General features: G+C 67.3%; 17 protein-coding genes. 11 read left to right on the top strand and 6 right to left on the bottom strand.

The features are described 5' to 3' along the window. Positions 1–45: 45 nt before the first annotated feature. On the bottom strand, positions 46–1326 hold the full coding sequence (wecC, locus tag V7Q48_RS02015; RefSeq protein ID WP_442947078.1) for a UDP-N-acetyl-D-mannosamine dehydrogenase: 1281 nt from the start codon (positions 1324–1326) through the stop codon (positions 46–48). Between the two features lie 447 nt (positions 1327–1773). On the opposite strand from wecC, the gene V7Q48_RS02010 reads away from it, so the two are divergent. Beyond that, positions 1774–2346, top strand: a complete 573-nt coding sequence (locus V7Q48_RS02010; protein ID WP_333835950.1) for an HXXEE domain-containing protein — start codon at positions 1774–1776, stop codon at positions 2344–2346. A 2-nt stretch (positions 2347–2348) separates the two neighbouring features. Here the strand turns inward: V7Q48_RS02010 and V7Q48_RS02005 are convergent, their stop codons facing one another. Genes V7Q48_RS02005 through V7Q48_RS01990 form a run of 4 tightly spaced genes read right to left on the bottom strand, consistent with a single transcriptional unit; the run spans position 2349 to position 6889 of the window. Continuing rightward, positions 2349–4184 carry a polysaccharide biosynthesis/export family protein gene (locus V7Q48_RS02005; protein ID WP_333835949.1) on the bottom strand — a complete coding sequence of 612 codons (1836 nt, stop codon included), beginning with the start codon at positions 4182–4184 and terminating at the stop codon, positions 2349–2351. A gap of 13 nt (positions 4185–4197) precedes the next feature. After that, positions 4198–5418 (bottom strand): hypothetical protein, encoded by a 1221-nt coding sequence (locus V7Q48_RS02000; RefSeq protein ID WP_333835948.1) that lies wholly within the window; start codon positions 5416–5418, stop codon positions 4198–4200. Beyond that, positions 5415–6080: an ABC transporter ATP-binding protein gene (locus V7Q48_RS01995; RefSeq protein WP_333835947.1), complete on the bottom strand. Its 666-nt coding sequence runs from the start codon at positions 6078–6080 to the stop codon at positions 5415–5417. Before V7Q48_RS01995 ends, V7Q48_RS02000 begins: the two co-directional genes overlap by 4 nt. Beyond that, the gene (locus tag V7Q48_RS01990) at positions 6077–6889 is read right to left on the bottom strand and encodes an ABC transporter permease (RefSeq protein WP_333835946.1); all 813 of its coding nucleotides are present in this window, start codon (positions 6887–6889) and stop codon (positions 6077–6079) included. Before V7Q48_RS01990 ends, V7Q48_RS01995 begins: the two co-directional genes overlap by 4 nt. A gap of 225 nt (positions 6890–7114) precedes the next feature. Between V7Q48_RS01990 and V7Q48_RS01985 the strand changes: the two genes are divergently transcribed. The 7 genes from V7Q48_RS01985 (at position 7115) to fdhD (ending at position 14645) form a co-directional block, all read left to right on the top strand. Continuing rightward, positions 7115–8002, top strand: a complete 888-nt coding sequence (locus V7Q48_RS01985; RefSeq protein ID WP_333835945.1) for a LysR family transcriptional regulator — start codon at positions 7115–7117, stop codon at positions 8000–8002. A 69-nt stretch (positions 8003–8071) separates the two neighbouring features. Beyond that, positions 8072–8494 (top strand): NAD(P)H-dependent oxidoreductase subunit E, encoded by a 423-nt coding sequence (locus tag V7Q48_RS01980; RefSeq protein ID WP_333835944.1) that lies wholly within the window; start codon positions 8072–8074, stop codon positions 8492–8494. After that, the gene (locus V7Q48_RS01975; RefSeq protein WP_333835942.1) at positions 8491–10035 is read left to right on the top strand and encodes an NADH-ubiquinone oxidoreductase-F iron-sulfur binding region domain-containing protein; all 1545 of its coding nucleotides are present in this window, start codon (positions 8491–8493) and stop codon (positions 10033–10035) included. Before V7Q48_RS01980 ends, V7Q48_RS01975 begins: the two co-directional genes overlap by 4 nt. Positions 10036–10195: 160 nt before the next feature. Continuing rightward, entirely contained in the window at positions 10196–10729 is a 534-nt protein-coding gene (gene mobA / locus V7Q48_RS01970; RefSeq protein ID WP_333835941.1) for a molybdenum cofactor guanylyltransferase, read from the top strand. Next, on the top strand, positions 10719–13571 hold the full coding sequence (gene fdhF, locus V7Q48_RS01965; RefSeq protein WP_333835940.1) for a formate dehydrogenase subunit alpha: 2853 nt from the start codon (positions 10719–10721) through the stop codon (positions 13569–13571). Before mobA ends, fdhF begins: the two co-directional genes overlap by 11 nt. After that, complete coding sequence (locus V7Q48_RS01960) at positions 13568–13846, top strand: formate dehydrogenase subunit delta (RefSeq protein ID WP_333835939.1); 279 nt, start codon at positions 13568–13570, stop codon at positions 13844–13846. The genes fdhF and V7Q48_RS01960 overlap by 4 nt, the downstream gene beginning before the upstream one ends. Next, positions 13836–14645 carry a formate dehydrogenase accessory sulfurtransferase FdhD gene (gene fdhD / locus V7Q48_RS01955; protein ID WP_442947076.1) on the top strand — a complete coding sequence of 270 codons (810 nt, stop codon included), beginning with the start codon at positions 13836–13838 and terminating at the stop codon, positions 14643–14645. The genes V7Q48_RS01960 and fdhD overlap by 11 nt, the downstream gene beginning before the upstream one ends. 51 nt (positions 14646–14696) lie before the next feature. Here fdhD and V7Q48_RS01950 read toward each other — a convergent pair whose 3' ends face one another. Then, positions 14697–15047 carry a response regulator gene (locus V7Q48_RS01950; protein WP_333835936.1) on the bottom strand — a complete coding sequence of 117 codons (351 nt, stop codon included), beginning with the start codon at positions 15045–15047 and terminating at the stop codon, positions 14697–14699. A gap of 295 nt (positions 15048–15342) precedes the next feature. On the opposite strand from V7Q48_RS01950, the gene V7Q48_RS01945 reads away from it, so the two are divergent. The 3 genes from V7Q48_RS01945 (at position 15343) to V7Q48_RS01935 (ending at position 19893) form a co-directional block, all read left to right on the top strand. Then, positions 15343–16053 (top strand): TonB family protein, encoded by a 711-nt coding sequence (locus V7Q48_RS01945; RefSeq protein ID WP_333835935.1) that lies wholly within the window; start codon positions 15343–15345, stop codon positions 16051–16053. A gap of 266 nt (positions 16054–16319) precedes the next feature. After that, complete coding sequence (locus V7Q48_RS01940) at positions 16320–18629, top strand: glycosyltransferase family 4 protein (RefSeq protein ID WP_333835934.1); 2310 nt, start codon at positions 16320–16322, stop codon at positions 18627–18629. Next, positions 18616–19893: a glycoside hydrolase family 130 protein gene (locus V7Q48_RS01935; protein WP_333835933.1), complete on the top strand. Its 1278-nt coding sequence runs from the start codon at positions 18616–18618 to the stop codon at positions 19891–19893. The genes V7Q48_RS01940 and V7Q48_RS01935 overlap by 14 nt, the downstream gene beginning before the upstream one ends. The last annotated feature ends 19 nt before the right edge of the window (positions 19894–19912 follow it).

The raw sequence follows: 19912 nt of genomic DNA, 5'->3' as shown, positions 1-19912 counted from the left end.
CACGTCGCAACAAGCGAGGTGGCCACAGCGGCGGTTCAGGTGTGGTCAGTCCGTCCAGATCCCGCGCGCGTCGACGATCTCCACTCCATCGCGCCGCTTGGGCGAGACGGTTTTGAAGGGGCGATGGTCGACCAGGAGGGTCCAGACATCGGCTTGGTCGAGGGCGGCAAAGCCATCGATCAGTTCGACGCCGCAGTCCGCCAGGGCAGGCGGAAGGGCGACGATGTTGGGTTCGACGGCCAGCAAGGGCCGACGGAAATGCTTCGACAGATCGCGGACGATCTCCACGGCCGGGCTTTCACGCAGGTCGTCGATGTCCGGCTTGAATGCGAGGCCAAAGGTCGCGACGCGCACGTCCTCGGGCGCGCAGCCCTTGCGCGCGGCGACGGCGCGCGCGGCCTCGAGCACCTTGTCCACCACCCAGTGCGGCTTGCTGTCGTTGACCTGGCGCGCGGTGTGGATCAGCCGCGCCTCTTCGGGATTGCGGTTGACGATGAACCAGGGGTCGACCGCGATGCAGTGGCCGCCGACGCCGGGGCCGGGCTGCAGGATGTTGACGCGCGGGTGGCGGTTGGCGAGCCGGATCAGTTCCCACACGCTGATGCCCAGCTTGTCCGACAGGATCGAAAGTTCGTTGGCGAAGGCGATGTTGACGTCGCGGAAGGCGTTTTCGGTCAGCTTGCACATCTCGGCCGTGCGGGCCGTGGTGACGACGCATTCGCCTTTGACGAAGGTGCTGTAGAGCGCGACGGCCTCTGCCGAGCAGCGCGGGGTCAGCCCGCCGATCACGCGGTCGTTTTCCACCAGTTCGCGCAGGACATGGCCCGGCAGCACGCGTTCGGGGCAGTAGGCGACCTTGATGTCCGCAGCCTCTCCGGCATCCTGCGGGAAGGTGAGGTCGGGGCGCTCGGCAGCGAGCCAGCCGGCGATCTGTTCGGTCGTGCCGACGGGCGACGTCGATTCGAGCACCACCAGGTTGCCCTTGGCCAGGACCGGTGCGATCGCGCGGGCGGCCGCCTCGATGTACGAGAGATCGGGCTCGTGGCCTTCGCGGAAAGGCGTCGGCACTGCGATCAGGAACGCGTCAGCCGGCTCCGGCTTGAGTGTGGCGCGCAGGCGGCCCTCACGCGCAGCGGCATGGACGACCATGTCGAGGTCCGGCTCGACGATATGGATGCGGCCCTTGTTGATGGTCTGGACCGCGATCTCGTTGACGTCGACGCCGATCACGTCGATCCCGCGCGAGGCGAAGACGGCGGCAGTGGGCAGGCCGATATAGCCGAGGCCGATCACGGACACGCGCTTGAAGCGGTGAGCTGGGGTCATCATCTCGTCGGTCTCATCCTTCAAAGGCGCCGCAGTGGCCATGGCGCTAACCCCCTTTGCTTACGTGATACCGCGTGGCGAAAGACTTAAAATCAGTCAGCCTTTGCCGATGACTGCACCTTTTGCGGGCGGTGGTTCGGTCAGTGGATGAAAGACCGGAGCCACCGCCGCGCTGGTGATGCTCGCCTTGGCGCGCCGGCGTTGCTGCCGACGAAGTGATCCTTGCCGAGTTTCCCGAATTCGACCAGCAACGAAACCTCCGTAAGCAATCGTTTCATGCACCCGCCGCAACCTGATCCGCATAAATACTGAGGTATTACCTTCGAAACGGAGCAGTTGCTCGCGTGGCCTGATCCGGCGGCGTGATCGTCGTGCCCGCTCGGGCGGGATACCTTATGCCGCCGAGCTGATGTATATCAGGCGAGGGCAGGGGGGACGGCAGGCAATATGGGTGCGCGACTTCGCGACAACTGGGTCTACGGCGGTTGTCTGGCCGCGTGGTTGATGCTGGGACTGAGCCCGGTGCTGGCGCGGGATTGGCCGATGGTGTTGCTGCTCGTATGGTTGCAACTGCCGGTCTACATGCTGCACCAATATGAAGAGCACGATGACGATCGTTTTCGCCGCTTCGTCAATGCCATGATCGGCCAGGGCATGGACGTGCTCACGCGCAGCGACGTGTTCGTCATTAATATCGTCGGGGTCTGGGGCTTTATTGCGGGCGCTTTCAGCCTGGCGGCGCTTGTCCACCCCGCCTGGGGGTTGGTGGCGGTCTATCTGAGCCTGGTGAATGGCGTGGGCCATGGCCTGCAGGCGGCCGCGATGCGCCGCTGCAATCCCGGGCTGCTGACCTCCATCGTGCTGTTCATCCCGCTGGGCATAGTCACGCTGGTCGTCTTTGCGCACGACCATGAGGCCACGCCGATGCACCACGCCATCGCACTTGCCGTTTCACTCGGCATCCATCTGGTGATCGTGGTCCGGGTGCTGACCGGACGAGCGTGGCTGGCCAGCAATTGACATCACAGCCCCAGGACGACCCGGGCGCTGACCGCGATCTGGTAGAGGATCTGCGTCATGTCCTTCCAGATTTGCCGGGACTTGGTGTCGATGCGTGGCAGAACGAGAAGTTCGTCGCCGCTGCGCACGGCATGGCTGGTGGCCGGCACGTCCTCGAAGCGGCCGTTGGCATGGGCGATGACGATGCGCCGCGCGGCGCTGCGTTGCGTGAACCCGCCGGCACTGTCGACGTAGCCGCTGGCGCTGAGCCCGGCCTGCCAGGCGACGGCATTGGGGAACAGCACCTCGCCGCTGACGAGCACGAGCCCGTCGCGGGTCGGCACGCGCAGCACGTCGCCGTTTTCGAGAAGCAGGCCGGCGCGCGCATCGCCTTCGCCCAGTACGACCTGCCCGATCGGATCGACCTTTCGCGCGCGATCGATCCATTGCAGGATCAGGTCGGCCTCGTTACGGCGCAGCTGGCTTTCTTCGTTGGTGCCCGACCGCGCGGTCAGCGCTGCCTGTTCGAGGCTGTGCAGGCTGGCCTGTAGCATGGCTTTCTGGCGATCACGCACCGACTGGCGGAACAGCTGGATACTGTCGGCATCCGAGCGTTCGGAAAAGCGCACCTGGCGCAAGAGGTCACCGAGCCGGGCGCCGTAGGGCAGGACGTATTCCTGCGCGCTTTCGTGCTCGCCCTCGATCCGCACGGTGATCGTGCCGGCCTTCTTGTCGGCCGTGAATTCGAGGCTGTCGCCGTTCTGCACCGGGAGTGCGCCGGCCTCGCTCAAGGGGCGGTAGTCGACGTTGCGGATCGGGCCGGTCATGCGGGTGAGGCGGACATGCGTTGCGGCGGGGAGCGGTGCGGCCAGCAGCATGACGTCGGCCGTGGTCGGATGGGCGCTACGTGGGAATTCGAAGACGTTGGCGTTGCTGGCGAGGCCGAGCACGGTGACGGTCTGCTGGCGCGGGCCGACGAAGATCACGTCGCCGTCTGCAAGTGGGACGGGCGGCATGACCCCGCGGAACAGGAACTGGTAGAGATTGACGTGGGCGCGCACGGCCTCGCCCCGCTTGACCTCCACATCGATGAAAGTGCCGCGATCGGGGTCGATGCCGCCGGCCGCGTCGAGATAGTGGAGCAGGCTGTCCATGCTGGTGCCGTCGTAAAGGCCGGGCCGACGCACGAACCCGCCGACGAAGACCCGCACCGGCTGGGCTTCGGCCAGAGAGGTATAGGCATAGACGTTGCTCCGGAACGTGCCGCCGACGGCCCCGGTCACGACGCGCTGGAGATCGCCATTGCGCGTGCCGGCCAGATGGATCGGGCCGATGTTGGGGACGAAGACGTTGCCCTGCGGGTCCACCGCCTGCACTTGCGCGAACTGGAAGGCGCCCCACAGGCGGAGCACCACCCTGTCTCCGGCGCCGATCACGTAATCGGGGTTGAACCGGGCCGTCCCCCCGCGCGCGAAGTTGCCGCCGAACAGGCGTGCGCCGAACACCGGCGTCGTCAGGTTGGCAGCGGCTTCTGCACTGGGAAGTGCTTGCGCAGGCGCGGCCATGGCCGGGATCGCAGGATCGACCTGGGGCGTGCCGGCTTGGCCGATGGCCGGGGATGTGGAAAGCATGGCAAGCGGTATCGGTGCCGTGCCGGCGGATCCCTGCTGCACGGACGAGGCCATGCCCGCGAGCACGGCGGGATCGACCTGTTGCGCCAGTTGGCCGAGCAGTGCGGGTGATAGCTGCTGCGCGTGGACGGGGGCGGGGATCAGCGCGATCATGCAAGCGGCAACCAGCCGCGTGGTGGCGAGAGCCGAGCGAGCGGGACGCGGACGTGCCAGCGGTGTCTTTCGCATGGAAGGGCGCCTTTCAATCGATATGGTCGCGCACCACCGCGATCATCAGCAGCACGATGGCGGCCGAGAAGAAGGCGACGATCGCGAAGACGAGCGAATTGACGAGGCGGCGCGGCCGCGCGGGGTATTCCGGCCGTGTCGGCGACTGGATCACCGAGACCTGCTTCATGGCCTGCATTGCGGTGATGCGGCCCTTTTCCAGCGCGGCCAGCGTGGTCTGGTACAGCGTCTGGGTAAACTGCGCTTCCTGCTGGAGCTGGCGGAAGCGGTCGGCGCTGCGGTTGAGCGCGTCGGGTGCAGGGGAGGTGGCGCGGGCGCGTTCGCGCGCCAGTTCGGCCTCGACCGCGGCGAGTTGCTGGCGCACGGCCACGATATCGGGATGCGCCGGCACCAGATAGGCGCCCAGCGTATCGAGCTGCGTTTGCAGTGACGAGCGTCGCGCCTCGAGCTGAGCGATCGTGCCGGCGACGTTCTGCAAGGTGGCGTCGGGCGCGACCATGCCGGAGGCGTTCTGAAATTGGATGAGGGCTTTGCGTTCAGCCTCGCTGCGCTGGCCCATGCGCCCCGCTTCGCCTGACAGGAAGGCGACCTGCGCCTGGGCCAGCCGATGATCGTTGGCATTCATGAAGGCAGCGCCTTCGTCAAGCATCGCCGCCACGATCGCCTGCGCCGTCGCGGGATCGAACGCGCTTGCCTCGACATGGAGGACGCCGCCATTGTCGTCGTAGTCCACGCGGATGCGGCTGCGCATGTAGTCTGCGAAGCGGGCGAGTGGGGCATCGGCGGCGGCAAAGCGCGCGATCGCGTCGTGATGATGATCCGCATAGCGGCGGCGCAGGCCGAGCCGGCGATCAAGGCGGGCCAGCATGTCGAGCGAGAGCAGGTGGTTGCGCAGCAGCATCTGGTCGGCGCGATTGCCCGAGCCGGACAGCCCACCAAGAAGACCGCCCAGTCCGCCGGGCTCGATCGCACCCATGTCCGCGCGCACGACGATGACGTCGGCCTGCGAGACATAGAGGTCCGAGGCCCAGAGGCACCAGTATCCGGCAGCCGCGAGGCTCAGACCGGCGGCGAGGCCCAGCACCGCGTTGCGGATGCGGCGCGCCGGCCAGCGGGGGCGCGCCCGCGGCGCAAGCAGTGGCGGTGGGGCAGGCGAAGCTGCGGTGTCTTGCGCTGCGCGGGCTGTGGGCGCGAGCGGTACGACATCCGGGGTGCGGGACAGCAGGCCAGTCATGCAGGGAGGGTGTCCTTGTAGGCGGCAATCGCATCACCCAAGCGATCGAACCAGTGCAGGCGCCCTTGGTGAAGGAGCATGCCCGCCGTGCAGAAGCGCCGCAGCGTGCCGGGGTCGTGGCTGACCATGATGACGCTGGCCTCGGCGGCGCGGCGCTGGAATTCCTCGGCGGCGCGGCGGCGGAATGTGGCATCGCCGGCCGCAGTCGCCTCGTCCGAGATGTAGACGTCGAAGTCGAACGCGAGCGAGATGGCGAAGCGCAGCCGCGCGGCCATGCCGGTGGAATACGTGCGGATCGGCTGGTCGAACTTGTCTCCCAGTGCGGCGAAATCGGCGATGCGGGCGAGACGCTCGGGAATGTCGTCTTCGTGCCCGTGGATGCGGCAGACGAAGCGGGCATTCTGTCGACCGGTCAGAGTCCCCTGCAGCCCTCCGCCGAAGCCGAGTGGCCACGATACGCGGCAATGACGCTCCACCGTGCCGCGTGTCGGCTTGTCCACGCCTGCGAGGATGCGCAGCAAAGTAGATTTGCCCGCGCCATTGGCGCCGAGAATGCCGACGCTGGTCCGGGGCGGGATAACGAAGCTGACATCGTCCAGCACCCATGGCCCGGCGCCGTGCCCGGTCATGTACCGCTTTGCGAGGTTTCGCGCCACGATCATCGGGCGGCGATCTTGTCGGCCACGCGCAGTTGCAGCGCGATGGCAAGTGCCAGCAGACCGAGCACCCAAGCCCAGAGGTACGGGCCGCTTGCTTCGGCAAGGCCGGCATAGTTGCGCGACAGGCCGGCGCGCATCAGGTCGACACCGTTGGCCACCGGGTTGAGCATCAGCAGGCGGCGCCATTCGGGGGAGAGCGTGTCGAGCGGGAACATCACACCCGAGAGCAGGTAAAGCGGGCGCAGGACGATATGCAGCACCTGCCGCGTCTCGCGCATCAGGGCGGTGGCGGCCGAGACGACCATGCCGAAGCCGAGGCCGAGCAGCCACATCGCGAGGGCTGCGGCGATCATCGTCAGCGGGAAATCGGGTTGGAACGCATGGCCGGTCAAGGCGAGCACGAGGACCAGCAGGAGCGTCACCACCGCCCAGGTGGCCCCTTCGAGCAGGGCGCGCGCGATCAGCGTGTCGATCGGGCGGACTTGGCGATAAGCGAACAGCGCGCCGTTGTCTGCGGCAGCGCCGGCCACCTGGTCGGCGGTCTTGCGGAACAGGAAATAGGCCTGGATGCCCACCATGATCCATATCGGTGTGTCGAGGTTGCCGATGCTGTGGACGTGTGCCGCGCCATAGAGCAGCAGCAGGTAGGCGACATGGAACACGGGTTCGAACAGCAGCCATGCCCAGGAGATGCGCGTCGCGAAGAGGCGGGACAGTGCCTCGCGCAGCATGAGCGCGCGCCATACCGAGAGCGTGACCGCGACGCTGCCGCGCGGGGCGCGATGACTTGCCAGCAAGCCGTTGTCGGCCATGGTCCAGGCTCTCCCACGAATGCGACGCTGAATGCCACACGGGCGATAATCCCTGCGGGCGACCACGTAAGTATCGCGGCGCGTCTGTCCTTGCGCGCCGCGATGCCGCAGGAATGAAGTGATAGGGTTGCTGCATCAGGCCAGGACGCGGCACCCGGGCATGGTGCACGGCCAGATTCGTGATAGGAATGCCCTCTCAGTTTTGGAGGGAGTTTTACGCCGGCCATGCAGCTGCGTCACCTGCGGTACTTCGTCACGCTGGCCCGGCAGCGCCATTTTGCCCGCGCCGCCAGCGAATGTGGGGTGTCGCAGCCCACGCTGTCGGCCGGGCTTGCGGCGCTGGAGCTGGAATTGGGCAAGCGGCTGGTCGAGCGGGACCGACGCTTCATCGGCCTGACGCCGCAGGGCGAGGCGATGTTGCCGTGGGCCGAGCAGGTTCTGGGGGCGATGGGCAGCATGGTGTCGGCCGTGGGGGCGACCGATGCCCCGCTGGCAGGAGCGTTCCGGCTGGCCTCGATCCCCGCCGCGCTGCCGCTGATCGGGCGGTTTGGCGATGCGCTGCTGCGCGCGCATCCCGGCCTGTCCCTGGCCGTGACGCAGGCCACCAGCCGCGCGATCGAGCAGGACCTGGCCGCGCTGTCGTGCGATGCAGGGCTGACGTACCTCGACCACGAGCCGCCGGCGCATGTGGTCTCCGTGCCCTTGGCGGAGGAGCGCTATCTCTTTGTCTCTTGTCGGAATTCGGCAGAGGATGCGGAAAGTCCGATGGACTGGTCCGAGGCGGCGGCGATGCCCCTGTGCCTGCTGCACGAGGGGATGCAGTATCGCCGGATTCTGGATGCGCAGTTCGTGGCGCGGGGTTTGTCGTGCCAGCCGCGGGCGGTGGCGGACAGCCATGTCGCCCTGCTCTCGCTGGTCCGCTCGGGCCGGTTCGCCACGATCATTCCCGATGGCTATGCCAGCCTGATGCGCGGGCTGGAGTGGGCCATGTTTCGCCCCATGGCGGGGCCAGAGCAGGGGCGTCGGCTGGGGCTGGTCGTGCTCGATCGCCAGCCGCTCAGCCCGCTGGCGCTGGCGGCGCTGCGCGTGGCGCGGAGCATGGACGGGATTTGATAGGTTTTATCTATCAGGCTTTGGGCAATTGGATTTGACCGCCGTTGCCTCGCGCGCGAAGGTGCCGGCATGAGCGACACCGCCGAACTGGATCATATCCTTGCCGCCCACGCCGGGCGCGAAGGATCGCTGCTGCCGATCCTGCACGACGTGCAGGCAACCTTCGGGTACGTGTCCGAGGACAGCGTCCGCACGATTGCCGGGGCGCTGAACCTCAGCCGCGCCGAGGTGCATGGCGTGGTCAGCTTCTATCACGATTTCCGCACCGCGCCGGTCGATCGGCCGGTGGTCAAGCTGTGCCGCGCCGAAAGCTGCCAAGCGCGCGGCGTTGAGGCCTTGGCCGCCCGGTTGCCGGTGGACGGCCCGATCAAGGTCGAGACGGTCTATTGCCTCGGGTTGTGCAGCGTGGGACCGAACGCGATGGTGGGTGACACCGTCCACGCGCGGCTCGATGCCGCGAAGCTGAGCGCGCTGGTGGGGGAACTGGCATGAGCCGCACGGTCCGCATTTCCGACGACGCCTTGGCACTGGCCTGCGGGGCCGACGATGTCGCCGCCGCCTTTGCCGCAGCCGGCTGCACGGTCGAGCGGGTATCAAGCTGGGGCATGCACTGGCTGGAGCCGCTGGCCGAGATCGACGGCGACGGGTTCGGCCCGCTGACGCCAAGTGACGTTTCGGCCGTTCTGGCGGGGACCAGCGACAAGGGCATCGGCCCGGTGGCGGAGCATCCGTTCATTGCCGGCCAGCAGCGCTTTACCTTTGCGCGTGCCGGCAAGACGCGTCCGCTGAGCCTTGAGGATTACGAGGCGCATGGCGGCTGGAGCGGCCTTGCCAAGGCCCGAGAGATCGGTGCCGAGGCGACGATTGCCGAAGTCATGGCCTCGGGCCTGCGCGGGCGCGGCGGGGCGGGCTTCCCGGCGGCGATCAAGTGGACGACCGTGGCCAAGGCGGCGGCCACGCCCAAGTACATCGTCTGCAACGCCGACGAGGGCGACAGCGGCACTTTTGCCGACCGCATGGTGATGGAGGGCGATCCCTTCATGCTGATCGAGGGCATGGCGATCGCCGGCCTCGCGGTCGGGGCGGGCAAGGGCTACGTCTATATCCGCAGCGAATATCCGCAGGCCATCGCCAAGATGCGCGCGGCGGCCGAGGCGGCGCGGCCCTTCATTACCCCGTTCGAGGTCGAGATCCGGGTCGGCGCGGGCGCTTATGTCTGCGGCGAGGAAACCTCGCTGCTCAACAGCCTGGAGGGCAAGCGCGGCGAAGTGCGCGCCAAGCCGCCGCTGCCCGCGCTCGAAGGGCTGTTCGGCAAGCCGACGGTGGTCAACAACGTGCTGACGCTGGCGGCGGTGCCCTGGATCCTGGACCATGGCGGCGCGGCCTATGCTGAGGTCGGCTTCGGGCGGTCCAAGGGTACGATGCCAATCCAGATCGCCGGGAACGTCAAATACGGTGGCCTCTACGAGGTCGGCTTCGGCATCACGCTGGGCGAACTGGTCGAGGTTATCGGCGGGGGCACGGCCTCGGGCCGGCCGGTGCGCGCGGTGCAGGTGGGTGGGCCGCTCGGTGCCTATCACCCGCCCCGCGATTTCCACCTGCCGTTCGATTACGAGAGCTTTGCCGCGGCCGACGGCCTGATCGGCCATGCCGGGCTGACCGTGTTCGACGACAGTGCCGACATGAGCGCGCAGGCGCGCTTTGCCATGAGCTTCTGCGCGGCGGAAAGCTGCGGCAAGTGCACGCCCTGCCGGCTGGGATCGACGCGCGGGGTCGAGGTGATCGACCGCATCCGCGCGCGCAGCGGCCGGACCGCCGACGCGGTGGAACGCCTGCCGCAGATCCACAACGCCAAGAAGGCGGTGCGGACGCTGGCCGACGACGTCGCGCTGCTCGAGGACTTGTGCGAGACGATGAAGTTCGGCTCGCTCTGCGCGCTGGGCGGGTTCACGCCCTATCCGGTGCTGTCGGCGCTGCGGCACTTCCCCGAGGATTTCGGGGTTGCGGAGCCTGAGGCCGAGGCGGCGGAGTGAGAGAGGGTTTGTCCCTCCACCACCGCTTCGCGGCGGTCCCCCTCCCCACGGTGTGGGGAGGATCGTTTGCGCTGGGGGCTTCGACAGGCTCAGCCCGAACGGGTCTTGGGTTTGAGTTTTCATCCCCGTTCGCCCTGAGCTTGTCGAAGGGCCTGGCCGCATGATCCTGGGCGCGGTCCTTGCCGGCGGGCAGTCCAGCCGTTTCGGCAGCGACAAGGCGCTGGCGATGCTGGGTGGGCGCAGCCTGCTGAGCGGTGCGGTCGCGGCGCTTGCGGGCCAGTGCGACGCGGTGGTCGTCATCGGGCGCGACGCGGCGGAGGTCGCTTGTCTGCCCGATCGGCCGCGCGCCGGGATGGGGCCGCTGGGCGGAATCGCGGCGGCGCTGCACCATGCCGCCGACAACGGGTACGACACGGTGCTGACCGCCTCGGTCGATAGCCATGGTCTCGATCATGATACCGTGCGCCAGCTGGCCCCGGCTCCGGCCTTCTGCGATAGCCAGCCGGTGATCGGGCTGTGGCCGGCCAGTGCCGCGCCCGTGCTCGACGCGCTGCTGGCGCGCGATACCAAACATTCCCTGCGCGCCTTTGCCGAACTGGTCGGCGCGCGCCCGGCCGCGCTGTCGCGCGTGCCGCACAACATCAACACGCCGGCGGATCTCGCCGCCGCCGAGGAGCATGCCCATGGGCTATGAACGCCAGGCCGATTTCGGCACCCCCGCCGTCCGGTCCGACACGCAGGTTTCGCTGGAAATCGATGGCCGCACCGTGACCGTGCCGGCCGGCACCACGGTGATGCGCGCCGCCGCCGAGGCGGGCGGGTCGATCCCCAAGCTCTGCGCGACCGACAACCTCAAGCAGTTCGGCTCGTGCCGGCTGTGCCTGGTCGAGATCGACGGCATGCGCGGCACGCCGGCCTCGTGCACCACACCGGTGGCCGACGGCATGAAGGTCCACACCCAGACGGCCAAGCTGCAGAAGCTGCGCCGCGGGGTGATGGAGCTTTATATCTCCGACCACCCGCTCGACTGCCTGACCTGCAGCGCAAACAACGACTGCGAACTCCAGGACCAGGCCGCGGCCGTGGGCCTGCGCGACGTGCGCTATGGCTACGAGGGCGCCAATCATCTCGCGGCCGAGACTGACGCCAGCAACCCCTATTTCGACTTCGATGCGACCAAGTGCATCGTCTGCTCGCGCTGCGTGCGCGCCTGCGACGAAGTGCAGGGGACGCTGGCGCTGACCATCGATGGGCGCGGGTTCGATTCGAAGATCAGCGCGGGGCTGCGCTCGGACAGCTTCCTGTCGTCGGAATGCGTGTCGTGCGGGGCCTGCGTGCAGGCCTGCCCGACGTCGGCGCTGATGGAAAAGGCGGTGACCGAGATCGGTAAGCCCGAGCGCGCTGTCGTCACCACCTGCGCCTATTGCGGCGTGGGCTGCACCTTCCGCGCCGAGATGCGCGGCGAGCAGCTGGTACGCATGGTGCCGTGGAAGGACGGCAAGGCCAATCGCGGGCATTCCTGCGTCAAGGGCCGCTTCGCCTGGGGCTATGCCCAGCACCAGGACCGCATCCTCAAGCCGATGGTGCGCGAGGCGATCGACCAGCCCTGGCGTGAAGTGAGCTGGGACGAGGCGCTGACCTTCGCCGCCGACCGCTTCAAGGCGATCGCCGCCAGCCATGGCAACAATGCGCTGGGCGGGATCGTGTCGAGCCGCTGCACCAACGAGGAAGGCTTCCTCGTACAGAAGCTGGTGCGCGCGGGGTTCGGCACCAACAACGTCGATACCTGCGCCCGCGTGTGCCACTCGCCCACCGGATATGGCCTCAAGACCACGTTCGGCACCTCGGCGGGGACGCAGGACTTCGACTCCGTCGAGGACAGCGACGTCATCGTGGTGATCGGCGCCAACCCGACCGATGGCCACCCCGTGTTCGGCAGCCGCATGAAGCGTCGCCTGCGCCAGGGTGCGAAGCTGATCGTGATCGATCCGCGACGCACCGACATCGTGCGCAGCCCGCACATCGAGGCGGATTACCACCTGCCGCTGCGCCCCGGCACCAATGTCGCGGTGCTGTCGGCGATGGCGCATGTCATCGTCACCGAGGGCCTTGTCGACGAGGCTTTCGTGCGCGAGCGTTGCGACTGGGACGAGTTCAGCCACTGGGCGGAATTCGTGAGCCAGGAGCGCAACAGCCCCGAGTTCCTCGAGCCGGTCACCGGCGTTCCGGCCGAGGCGCTGCGCGGTGCGGCGCGGCTCTATGCCACCGGCGGCAATGGCGCGATCTATTACGGGCTTGGCGTGACCGAGCACAGCCAGGGTTCGTCGACCGTGATGGCGATCGCCAACCTCGCGATGGCGACGGGCAACATCGGCCGGCGCGGCGTGGGCGTGAACCCGTTGCGCGGGCAGAACAACGTGCAGGGCGCCTGCGACATGGGCAGCTTCCCGCACGAGCTGTCGGGCTATCGCCACGTGTCCGACGCGGCCACGCGCGCGCTGTTCGAGGCCGAATGGGGCGTGCCGATCGATCCCGAGCCGGGCCTGCGCATTCCCAACATGCTCGATGCCGCGACCGACGGCCTGTTCAAGGGCATCTACATCCAGGGCGAGGACATCCTCCAGTCGGACCCGGACACCAGGCATGTCGCCGCCGGTCTTGCCGCGATGGACTGCGTCATCGTCCATGACTTGTTCCTCAACGAGACCGCAAACTACGCGCACGTCTTCCTGCCCGGCTCGTCGTTCCTCGAAAAGGACGGCACGTTCACCAATGCCGAGCGCCGCATCCAGCCGGTGCGCAAGGTGATGGAGCCGCTCAACGGTTACCAGGACTGGGAAGTGACGCAGTTGCTGGCGCGCGCACTGGGGCTGGACTGGAACTATACCCACCCGAGCGAGATCATGGACGAGATCGCCCGGCTGACCCCGACTTTCGCGGGCGTGAACTATGCCCGGCTCGATGCCGAGGGATCGCTGCAGTGGCCGGTCAACGATGCCTCGCCCGACGGCTCGCCGATCATGCACATCGAGGGCTTCGTGCGCGGCAAGGGCAAGTTCGTGGTGACCGACTATGTGCCAACCGACGAGCGCACCGGGCCACGCTTCCCGCTGCTGCTGACGACGGGGCGCATCCTGTCGCAGTACAACGTCGGCGCGCAGACCCGCCGTACCGAGAACAGCGTGTGGCACCCCGAGGACCTGCTCGAAATCCACCCCACCGATGCCGAGAACCGCGGGATCCAGAGCGGCGACTGGGTGCGGCTCGCCAGCCGTTCGGGTGAGACGACGCTACGTGCGACGGTGACCGACCGCGTGGCGCCGGGCGTCGTCTACACGACGTTCCACCACCCGGCGACGCAGGCCAATGTCGTGACCACCGACTTCTCGGACTGGGCCACCAACTGCCCCGAATACAAGGTGACGGCGGTGCAGATCACCCCGTCGAACGGGCCGAGCGAGTGGCAGCAGGACTACGATGAACAGGCCCGCCAGTCGCGCCGCATCGCCGGCATCGCGCTGGAGGCGGCGGAGTGACCGGGCATACCGAAGCCAAGCTGGTCACGATGATCAACCAGATCGCGCGCAACGTCGCGCACGAGCCGCGCCCGGCGGCGTTCATCGCCGATCACCTGACCTCGTTCTGGACGCCGGCGATGCTGCGCCAGCTCTATGCCCATCTGGATGCCGCGGGGCAGGACCGGCTCGAACCCGCGGCTCAGGAAGCCGTGGCCAAGTTGCGCGCCGGCCATGAACCGCCGCCGCAGACGCGCGTGACCGATCCGGCGCAGCACGGTGCCGATGCCGGCTGATCGGGTGCAGGGACCTGAGGTATCTGGCGCCAGCCCGCGCGCCTTCGTCGAACGGTTTGCCGATGGACGGCCGCCCCGGCCGTTGACCCGCGCGCTGGCGCAGGAAGCGCCGGTCGCGATCGAGATCAACGGCATCGGCTATGCCGTGATGATGGCGACGCCGACGGACCTCGAAGACTATGCCTTGGGCTTTTGCCTGTCGGAGCAGTTGATCGCCGACAGGGGCGATTTCCACTCCGCCATGGCGAGTGCCATCGAGGGGCGCGGCTGGATGCTGCGGATCAATCTCGCAGCCGAGGCCGCCGCACCGTTGCTCGACCGTGCCCGCATCCGTCTGGCCGAGGGCAGCTGCGGCCTGTGCGGCATCGAAAGCCTCGACCAGGTGTTGCGCCCTTTGCCGCCGGTGACCGCGCAGCTCGGCGTGGAGGATACTGCGATCTTTGCCGCAACCGCTGCACTGGGCGACCATCAGGCGCTTGGTCGCGCAACCCGCGCTGCCCATGCCGCCGCCTTCTGCCGGCCCGATGGGACGATCGCGCTGGTCCGCGAGGACGTCGGGCGGCATAATGCCTTCGACAAGCTGATCGGTGCCATGGCGCGTGCCGGGATCGATGCCGGCAGCGGCTTCGTGGTGCTGACCGCGCGCTGCAGCTACGAACTGGTCCAGAAGGCCGTGATTGCCGGGGTGCCGCTGCTGGTCACGGTTTCGGCCGCCTCAACCATGGCCGCCGAGCGCGCGCAGGCGCACGGGCTGCGGCTGGTGACGCTTGCCCGTGGCGACAGTTTTCTGGAAGGGTGACCGTGCCTGAAGCGGGCCGGCGCTTTGGCCCAGGCTCGGCGGTCGGCAGGTTCAGGCCGCGGGCGCGACAGACTGCAAGGCGGCGCGCAGCGCATCGAGGCTGACCGGCTTGGGCAGCATTGGCGCCTCGGGCGCGCCAGCGTCGGGGTCGAAGGAGGCGTGGCCGCTGAGATAGAAGAACGGCGTGCCTTCCTCGCGCAGGCGCAGGGCGACGGGCACCGACGTGGTGTCGCTGCCCAGCGAGAAATCGAGGAGGGCTGCATCGACCGGGCCATCGTCCAGCGCGGACAGCGCCTGATCGACGGTGGCGACGGCAGTGACAACATCGTGGCCGAGGTCTGCCAGATTTTCCTCCAGCATCATTGCGAGCAAGGGCTCGTCCTCGACGACCAGAATACGCATGCTATTTTCCTTTGCGACGAGGATACCCCGGGTTGCAGGGTCGCCGCATTGACGCTCCCTTACCCTATCCGCATCGATTGCGATACGTCCCATGATGCAATTGAAACGGGGTTGCATATTCTTGTCGCCGTCGCGCCACGACTCGTCCTGTTTCAAGCCCGGGTCACGGCGTCATGGAACCGCGCGGGCAGAAGGCAATTGAGGCGTGACCATGTCAGGCTATTCCATGCCACGATACGATCAGGATCGCCGAGCGCGTAGTTCTTGGCGGCAAAGGACGGGAATCATTCTCGTCGTGGCGCTGTTGCATGTCGCGCTGGCCCTGGCACTGGTGCGTGGCCTGGCGGGCGGCATCATCGCCCTTGTTGCGCCGCCCGACACGCTCGATGCAGCGGCTGTGACTTTGGACATCGTCAAACCGACACCGCCCCCGGTGGAGCCGCCGCCAGCACGATCGCGCAGGGCTGCCGGTGATGCCGGAGCAAGCGGGCGCAAGGCTTCCGCCACGCAAGTCATGGCGCCGCCGGCGCGTATAGTCCTGCCCGCGCCGCCGGCCGCTCCCGTCGCCGGCGAGGGGAATGCGCGGCAGTCGGGGGCGGCGCTAGCAGGTGAGGGGACAGGGGGAGGCTTGGCAGGTTCGGGACCGGGTAGCGGCGGAGCCGGCAGCGGCGATGGCGCGGGCATTGGCGCGCGCAAGGCAGTCAAGATCGCCGGCGATATCGCCGCGACGCGCGACTATCCCGCCGCCGGCCGCGATGCGCGCGCCGGGCGGCAGGTCGTGATCGTGCTGCGCGTCGATACCGATGGCAAGGTCAGCGATTGCCGTGTGCATCAGCCCAGCGGCAATGACGAGGCCGACGCACTGACGTGCCGGCTTGCCCGGCAACGGTTCCGCTTTCGCCCGGCGATGGATGCGGCGGGACGGGCGGTCGCCTCGGACTACGGCTGGCAGCAACGCTGGTGGACCCCGCCGTCGCGATCGGCGGCAGGAACACAACCTATGTAAGCGCGTAGCAACGGGGTCGCCCGAGATGACCGAGGCATGCGACAGGATCATAACGGATCGCGGTTTTACGGTGCATTGCGGTGCAACTTTATCGCTCGTCCGCCGTTGGTTCATCGATCAGACAGATTTCGGGGCGAGCCAGCCAAATGACACTTGAATTTCCAGCTTCTTTTCGGCGCGCCACTCCCCTGGGCGGAGCCGTCCTCGAATTGTTTGGGAGCGACGAAAACGCGCCTCCTATCCCTCATCTCGCAGGTGCAAAGCGCATGGCGCTCATCGGTGGCTTTCGCCCGCGCAAGTGCGGCATCGCCACTTTCACCACCGACGTCTACGAGCAGCTCGGCATTCACCATGGTGAACTGTCGGTCGATCTTCACGTGATCGACAACCCCGCCGACGGGCTGTCCTATCCCGAGGCGCGCACGGTCATCCGTTCGGACGATGTCGACGACTATCGCGCAGCAGCCCGCCAGATGAACGAAGACGGTGTCGATGCCGTGTGGCTTCAGCACGAATACGGCATCTATGGTGGCGACTGCGGCAGCATGGTGCTCGAGCTCGTCGACCGAATTGCGGCGCCGCTGATCGTCACGCTGCACACCGTGCTGGCCGAGCCCTCGGCGCAGCAGCGCCACGTGCTTGAGCGGATCGTCGATCGCGCCAGCGGCGTGATGGTGATGAGCGAGCATGGCCGTGACGTGCTCGAGAAGACCTATGGCGTTGACCCGCGCCGCGTGACGGTGATCGCGCATGGTGCGCCGGATCGTCCGTTCGGTCGTGGCGACGCGTTCAAGGAGCAGGCGGGCCTCAAGGGCCGCAGCGTCATCATGACGTTCGGCCTGCTCGGGCCGGGCAAGGGCCTGGAAACCGCGATCGAGGCGCTGCCGCGGATCGTGGCGGAGCATCCCGATGCGATCTATCGCATCGTCGGTGCCACACACCCCAATCTGGTGGCCGCAGAAGGCGAGGCCTATCGCGAGCGCCTGATGGCCCTGGCCTCGGACCTTGGTGTGGCCGAGCATGTCGAATGGGACAACCGCTTCCTCGAGACCGATGAGCTGCTCGACCAGCTCGAGGCGTGCGACATCTATCTCACGCCCTATCCCAACCTGCAGCAGTCGACGTCGGGCACGCTGAGCTACGCCGTGGCGCTGGGCAAGGCCGTGGTGTCCACGCCTTATCTCCATGCCCGCGAGCTTCTCGCCGACGGGGTCGGGGCGCTGGTCGCGCCGCGGTCGGCCGATGAGGTTGCGACGGCGGTCATCGGCCTGCTCGGCGATCGCGAGGCGCTGACCGCGATGCAGCGTCGGGCCTATGCCAAGGGCCGCGAGACCATCTGGCCGTGCTTTGCCGACAACTGCGCGCAGCTGATCGGCAAGGTTGCCGGCGACCGCGCCGCGCTGCCGCCGGTGACGGCGACGCCGGGAACCTCGGGCGTCTGGGCGATGTGCGATTCGACCGGGATGCTGCAGCATGCCATCGGCGTGGTGCCCGATCGCCGCCATGGCTATTGCCTCGACGACAACGTCCGCGCCCTCATGCTGATGGGGGTGGCGGATGCCATTCCGCTTGCCGAGCGCCAGCGTTGGGCGACGGTCTATGCCTCGTTCATCCAGCACGCCTGGAATCCCGAGGCCGGCCGGTTCCGCAACTTCATGGCGTTCGATCGGTCGTGGTGCGAGGATATCGGATCGGAAGACAGCAATGGCCGCGCGCTATGGGCGTTGGGCCATGCCGTGCGCCACGCGCCCGATGCCGGACTGCGCGCCTGGGCGCAGCAGTGGTTCGACATTGCGGTCGGCCCGCTTGCCACGGTCGAATATCCGCGCAGCATCGCCTTCACGATGCTGGGCGCGATCGAGGTGCTGCATGTCGACCCCACGCACCGCGCGAGCCGCGAAATGGTCGAGCGGGGCGGCGCCGTCCTCCATGCGCTGCTCGCGGAAGGGCGCCGTCCGGATTGGGCGTGGTTCGAAGCGATGCTGGGATATGACAATCCCCGCCTGCCCGAGGCACTGCTGCGTGCAGGCGACATTCTTGGCCGGGCGGACTGGCTCGAAAGCGGTCTCGATGCCCTGCGGTTCATCGTGGCGCAACAGACCAGCTCTACGGGTCATTTCCGTGCAATCGGTTCCGAGACCTTTACCCGCCCACATGCGGTGGAATACGAGGCAAAGCCCTTCGACCAGCAGCCGCTCGAGGCGTGGGCCGCGATCGATGCCTGCCATGCGGCCTGGACCGCGACGGGGGCGATGGAATGGCGGGACCATGCCCTGGTTGCCTATCGCTGGTTCTTGGGGGCCAACGACCGTGGCGAGGCACTGGGCGATATCGTTAGCGGGCGCTGCCGCGATGGCATCACGCCGCGCGGAATCAACGCGAACTGCGGAGCGGAATCAATTTTGGCTTTCCAGATCGGCCATTATACCGTGGCCTCGCTGGAACGAGCAGCGCAAGCAAGCGTTGCCAGCACCGCCCGACAGCGTGAATCATCGACAAAGGTAAGGACTGTTCTTGGCGACCGAGCTTTCAGAGGCCAGCCATACGCAACGCCCCCGCGGCTTGCGAATTCTTGACGAACGGCTGCACGCCGACCCGTCGCGCGTGGTACTTCGCCCCTTCCACCTCGGGTGGACGGGCGAAGCACGCGGCGGTTCGCGTGCTGCACGGTTGGTGGACGATGTCCTCTCGCTCGATGCCAGCACGGCGAGCGAGGAATATGCACGTGTGCTCCACGATTTCGAGGAGCGGCACTGGCAGACCGAGCAGCTGTTCGAGGAACGCTATGCCGAGGTGCGCGACGCCCTGAATCTCGACGATGCCGGGATCGATCCGGTGCGTCGTCGTCTTATCGGTGCCTATTTCTGCCACGAGTATACCTATGCCGCGGCGGCACTGATGAACCCGTCGATCGTCCCGCATCCCGACCAGTCGGGCATGATGGACGGGGCGGTTCGCTTCGTCATGAGCCTGCGCGCGGTGGGTGAGGGGCATATCAGTTCGATCGTGTTCCGTGAGGGTCTGGTGCATGCCGATGGCAGCTTCCAACTCTGGCCGCAGAGCGCCTTCGCGACCGCCATGCTGCCCGATCCGGGTGGGCCGTGCGCGGACGATGGCGCCGTGGCGGTGCATCGCCATGCCGAGAGCAGCCTGTCGAACAGCGTGATCTTTCCGATCACCGAGCAGCAGCGCGGCGGGCTCGAGGATCTGCGCCTGGTGCGTTTCGACCACGGCGATGGCGACTTCGAATGGATCGGGACTTACACTGCCTATTCAGGCAGCTCGATCCGTTCGGAGTTGTTGCGCACGCGCAACTTCCGCGACTTTCAGCTCGAGCCCATCCAGGGCCGGGCCGGGCGCAACAAGGGCATGGCACTGTTCCCCGAGAAGATCGACGGGCGCTATGTCATGGTCGGTCGCCAGGACGGCAAGAACCTGTTTCTGTTGCGTTCGGAACGGATCGATTGCTGGGACGACGACGGCGTCCTGCTGATGGAGCCGAAGTACCCCTGGGAGTTTGTCCAGATCGGCAATTGCGGCAGCCCGATTCTCACCGATGCGGGGTGGCTGCTTCTGACCCATGGCGTTGGCGCCATGCGCAAATATGCGCTGGGTTGCGCCTTGCTCGATCGGGACGATCCGTCGCGCGTGATCGCACGCAGTCGTGTGCCGTTGTTGACGGCCATCGATGCGGACCGTTTCGGTTATGTCCCCAATGTCGTCTATACCTGCGGGGCGCTTGCAGTTGCAGGCCAAATGCTGATCCCCTACGGGATTTCCGACAGCGCGGTCGGATTTGCCTCCATTACGATCGATGAGATCCTTGATCTCATGGAATGAATTCGCGCAAATAAATATG

Source organism: Novosphingobium sp. (genome assembly GCF_036803765.1).
Classification (GTDB): Bacteria; Pseudomonadota; Alphaproteobacteria; order Sphingomonadales; family Sphingomonadaceae; genus Novosphingobium.
Note: the sequence above shows the minus strand (reverse complement) of the source record. Positions and strands in the feature narration are given on the sequence as shown.

What these genes read in the sequence shown, in the direction of transcription:
- wecC (WP_442947078.1), bottom strand. Translation starts at nt 1,326, where the DNA reads ATGACCCCAGCTCACCGCTTCAAGCGCGTGTCCGTGATCGGCCTCGGC.
- V7Q48_RS02010 (WP_333835950.1), top strand. Translation starts at nt 1,774, where the DNA reads ATGGGTGCGCGACTTCGCGACAACTGGGTCTACGGCGGTTGTCTGGCC.
- V7Q48_RS02005 (WP_333835949.1), bottom strand. Translation starts at nt 4,184, where the DNA reads ATGCGAAAGACACCGCTGGCACGTCCGCGTCCCGCTCGCTCGGCTCTC.
- V7Q48_RS02000 (WP_333835948.1), bottom strand. Translation starts at nt 5,418, where the DNA reads ATGACTGGCCTGCTGTCCCGCACCCCGGATGTCGTACCGCTCGCGCCC.
- V7Q48_RS01995 (WP_333835947.1), bottom strand. Translation starts at nt 6,080, where the DNA reads ATGATCGTGGCGCGAAACCTCGCAAAGCGGTACATGACCGGGCACGGC.
- V7Q48_RS01990 (WP_333835946.1), bottom strand. Translation starts at nt 6,889, where the DNA reads ATGGCCGACAACGGCTTGCTGGCAAGTCATCGCGCCCCGCGCGGCAGC.
- V7Q48_RS01985 (WP_333835945.1), top strand. Translation starts at nt 7,115, where the DNA reads ATGCAGCTGCGTCACCTGCGGTACTTCGTCACGCTGGCCCGGCAGCGC.
- V7Q48_RS01980 (WP_333835944.1), top strand. Translation starts at nt 8,072, where the DNA reads ATGAGCGACACCGCCGAACTGGATCATATCCTTGCCGCCCACGCCGGG.
- V7Q48_RS01975 (WP_333835942.1), top strand. Translation starts at nt 8,491, where the DNA reads ATGAGCCGCACGGTCCGCATTTCCGACGACGCCTTGGCACTGGCCTGC.
- mobA (WP_333835941.1), top strand. Translation starts at nt 10,196, where the DNA reads ATGATCCTGGGCGCGGTCCTTGCCGGCGGGCAGTCCAGCCGTTTCGGC.
- fdhF (WP_333835940.1), top strand. Translation starts at nt 10,719, where the DNA reads ATGGGCTATGAACGCCAGGCCGATTTCGGCACCCCCGCCGTCCGGTCC.
- fdhD (WP_442947076.1), top strand. Translation starts at nt 13,836, where the DNA reads ATGCCGGCTGATCGGGTGCAGGGACCTGAGGTATCTGGCGCCAGCCCG.
- V7Q48_RS01950 (WP_333835936.1), bottom strand. Translation starts at nt 15,047, where the DNA reads ATGCGTATTCTGGTCGTCGAGGACGAGCCCTTGCTCGCAATGATGCTG.
- V7Q48_RS01940 (WP_333835934.1), top strand. Translation starts at nt 16,320, where the DNA reads ATGGCGCTCATCGGTGGCTTTCGCCCGCGCAAGTGCGGCATCGCCACT.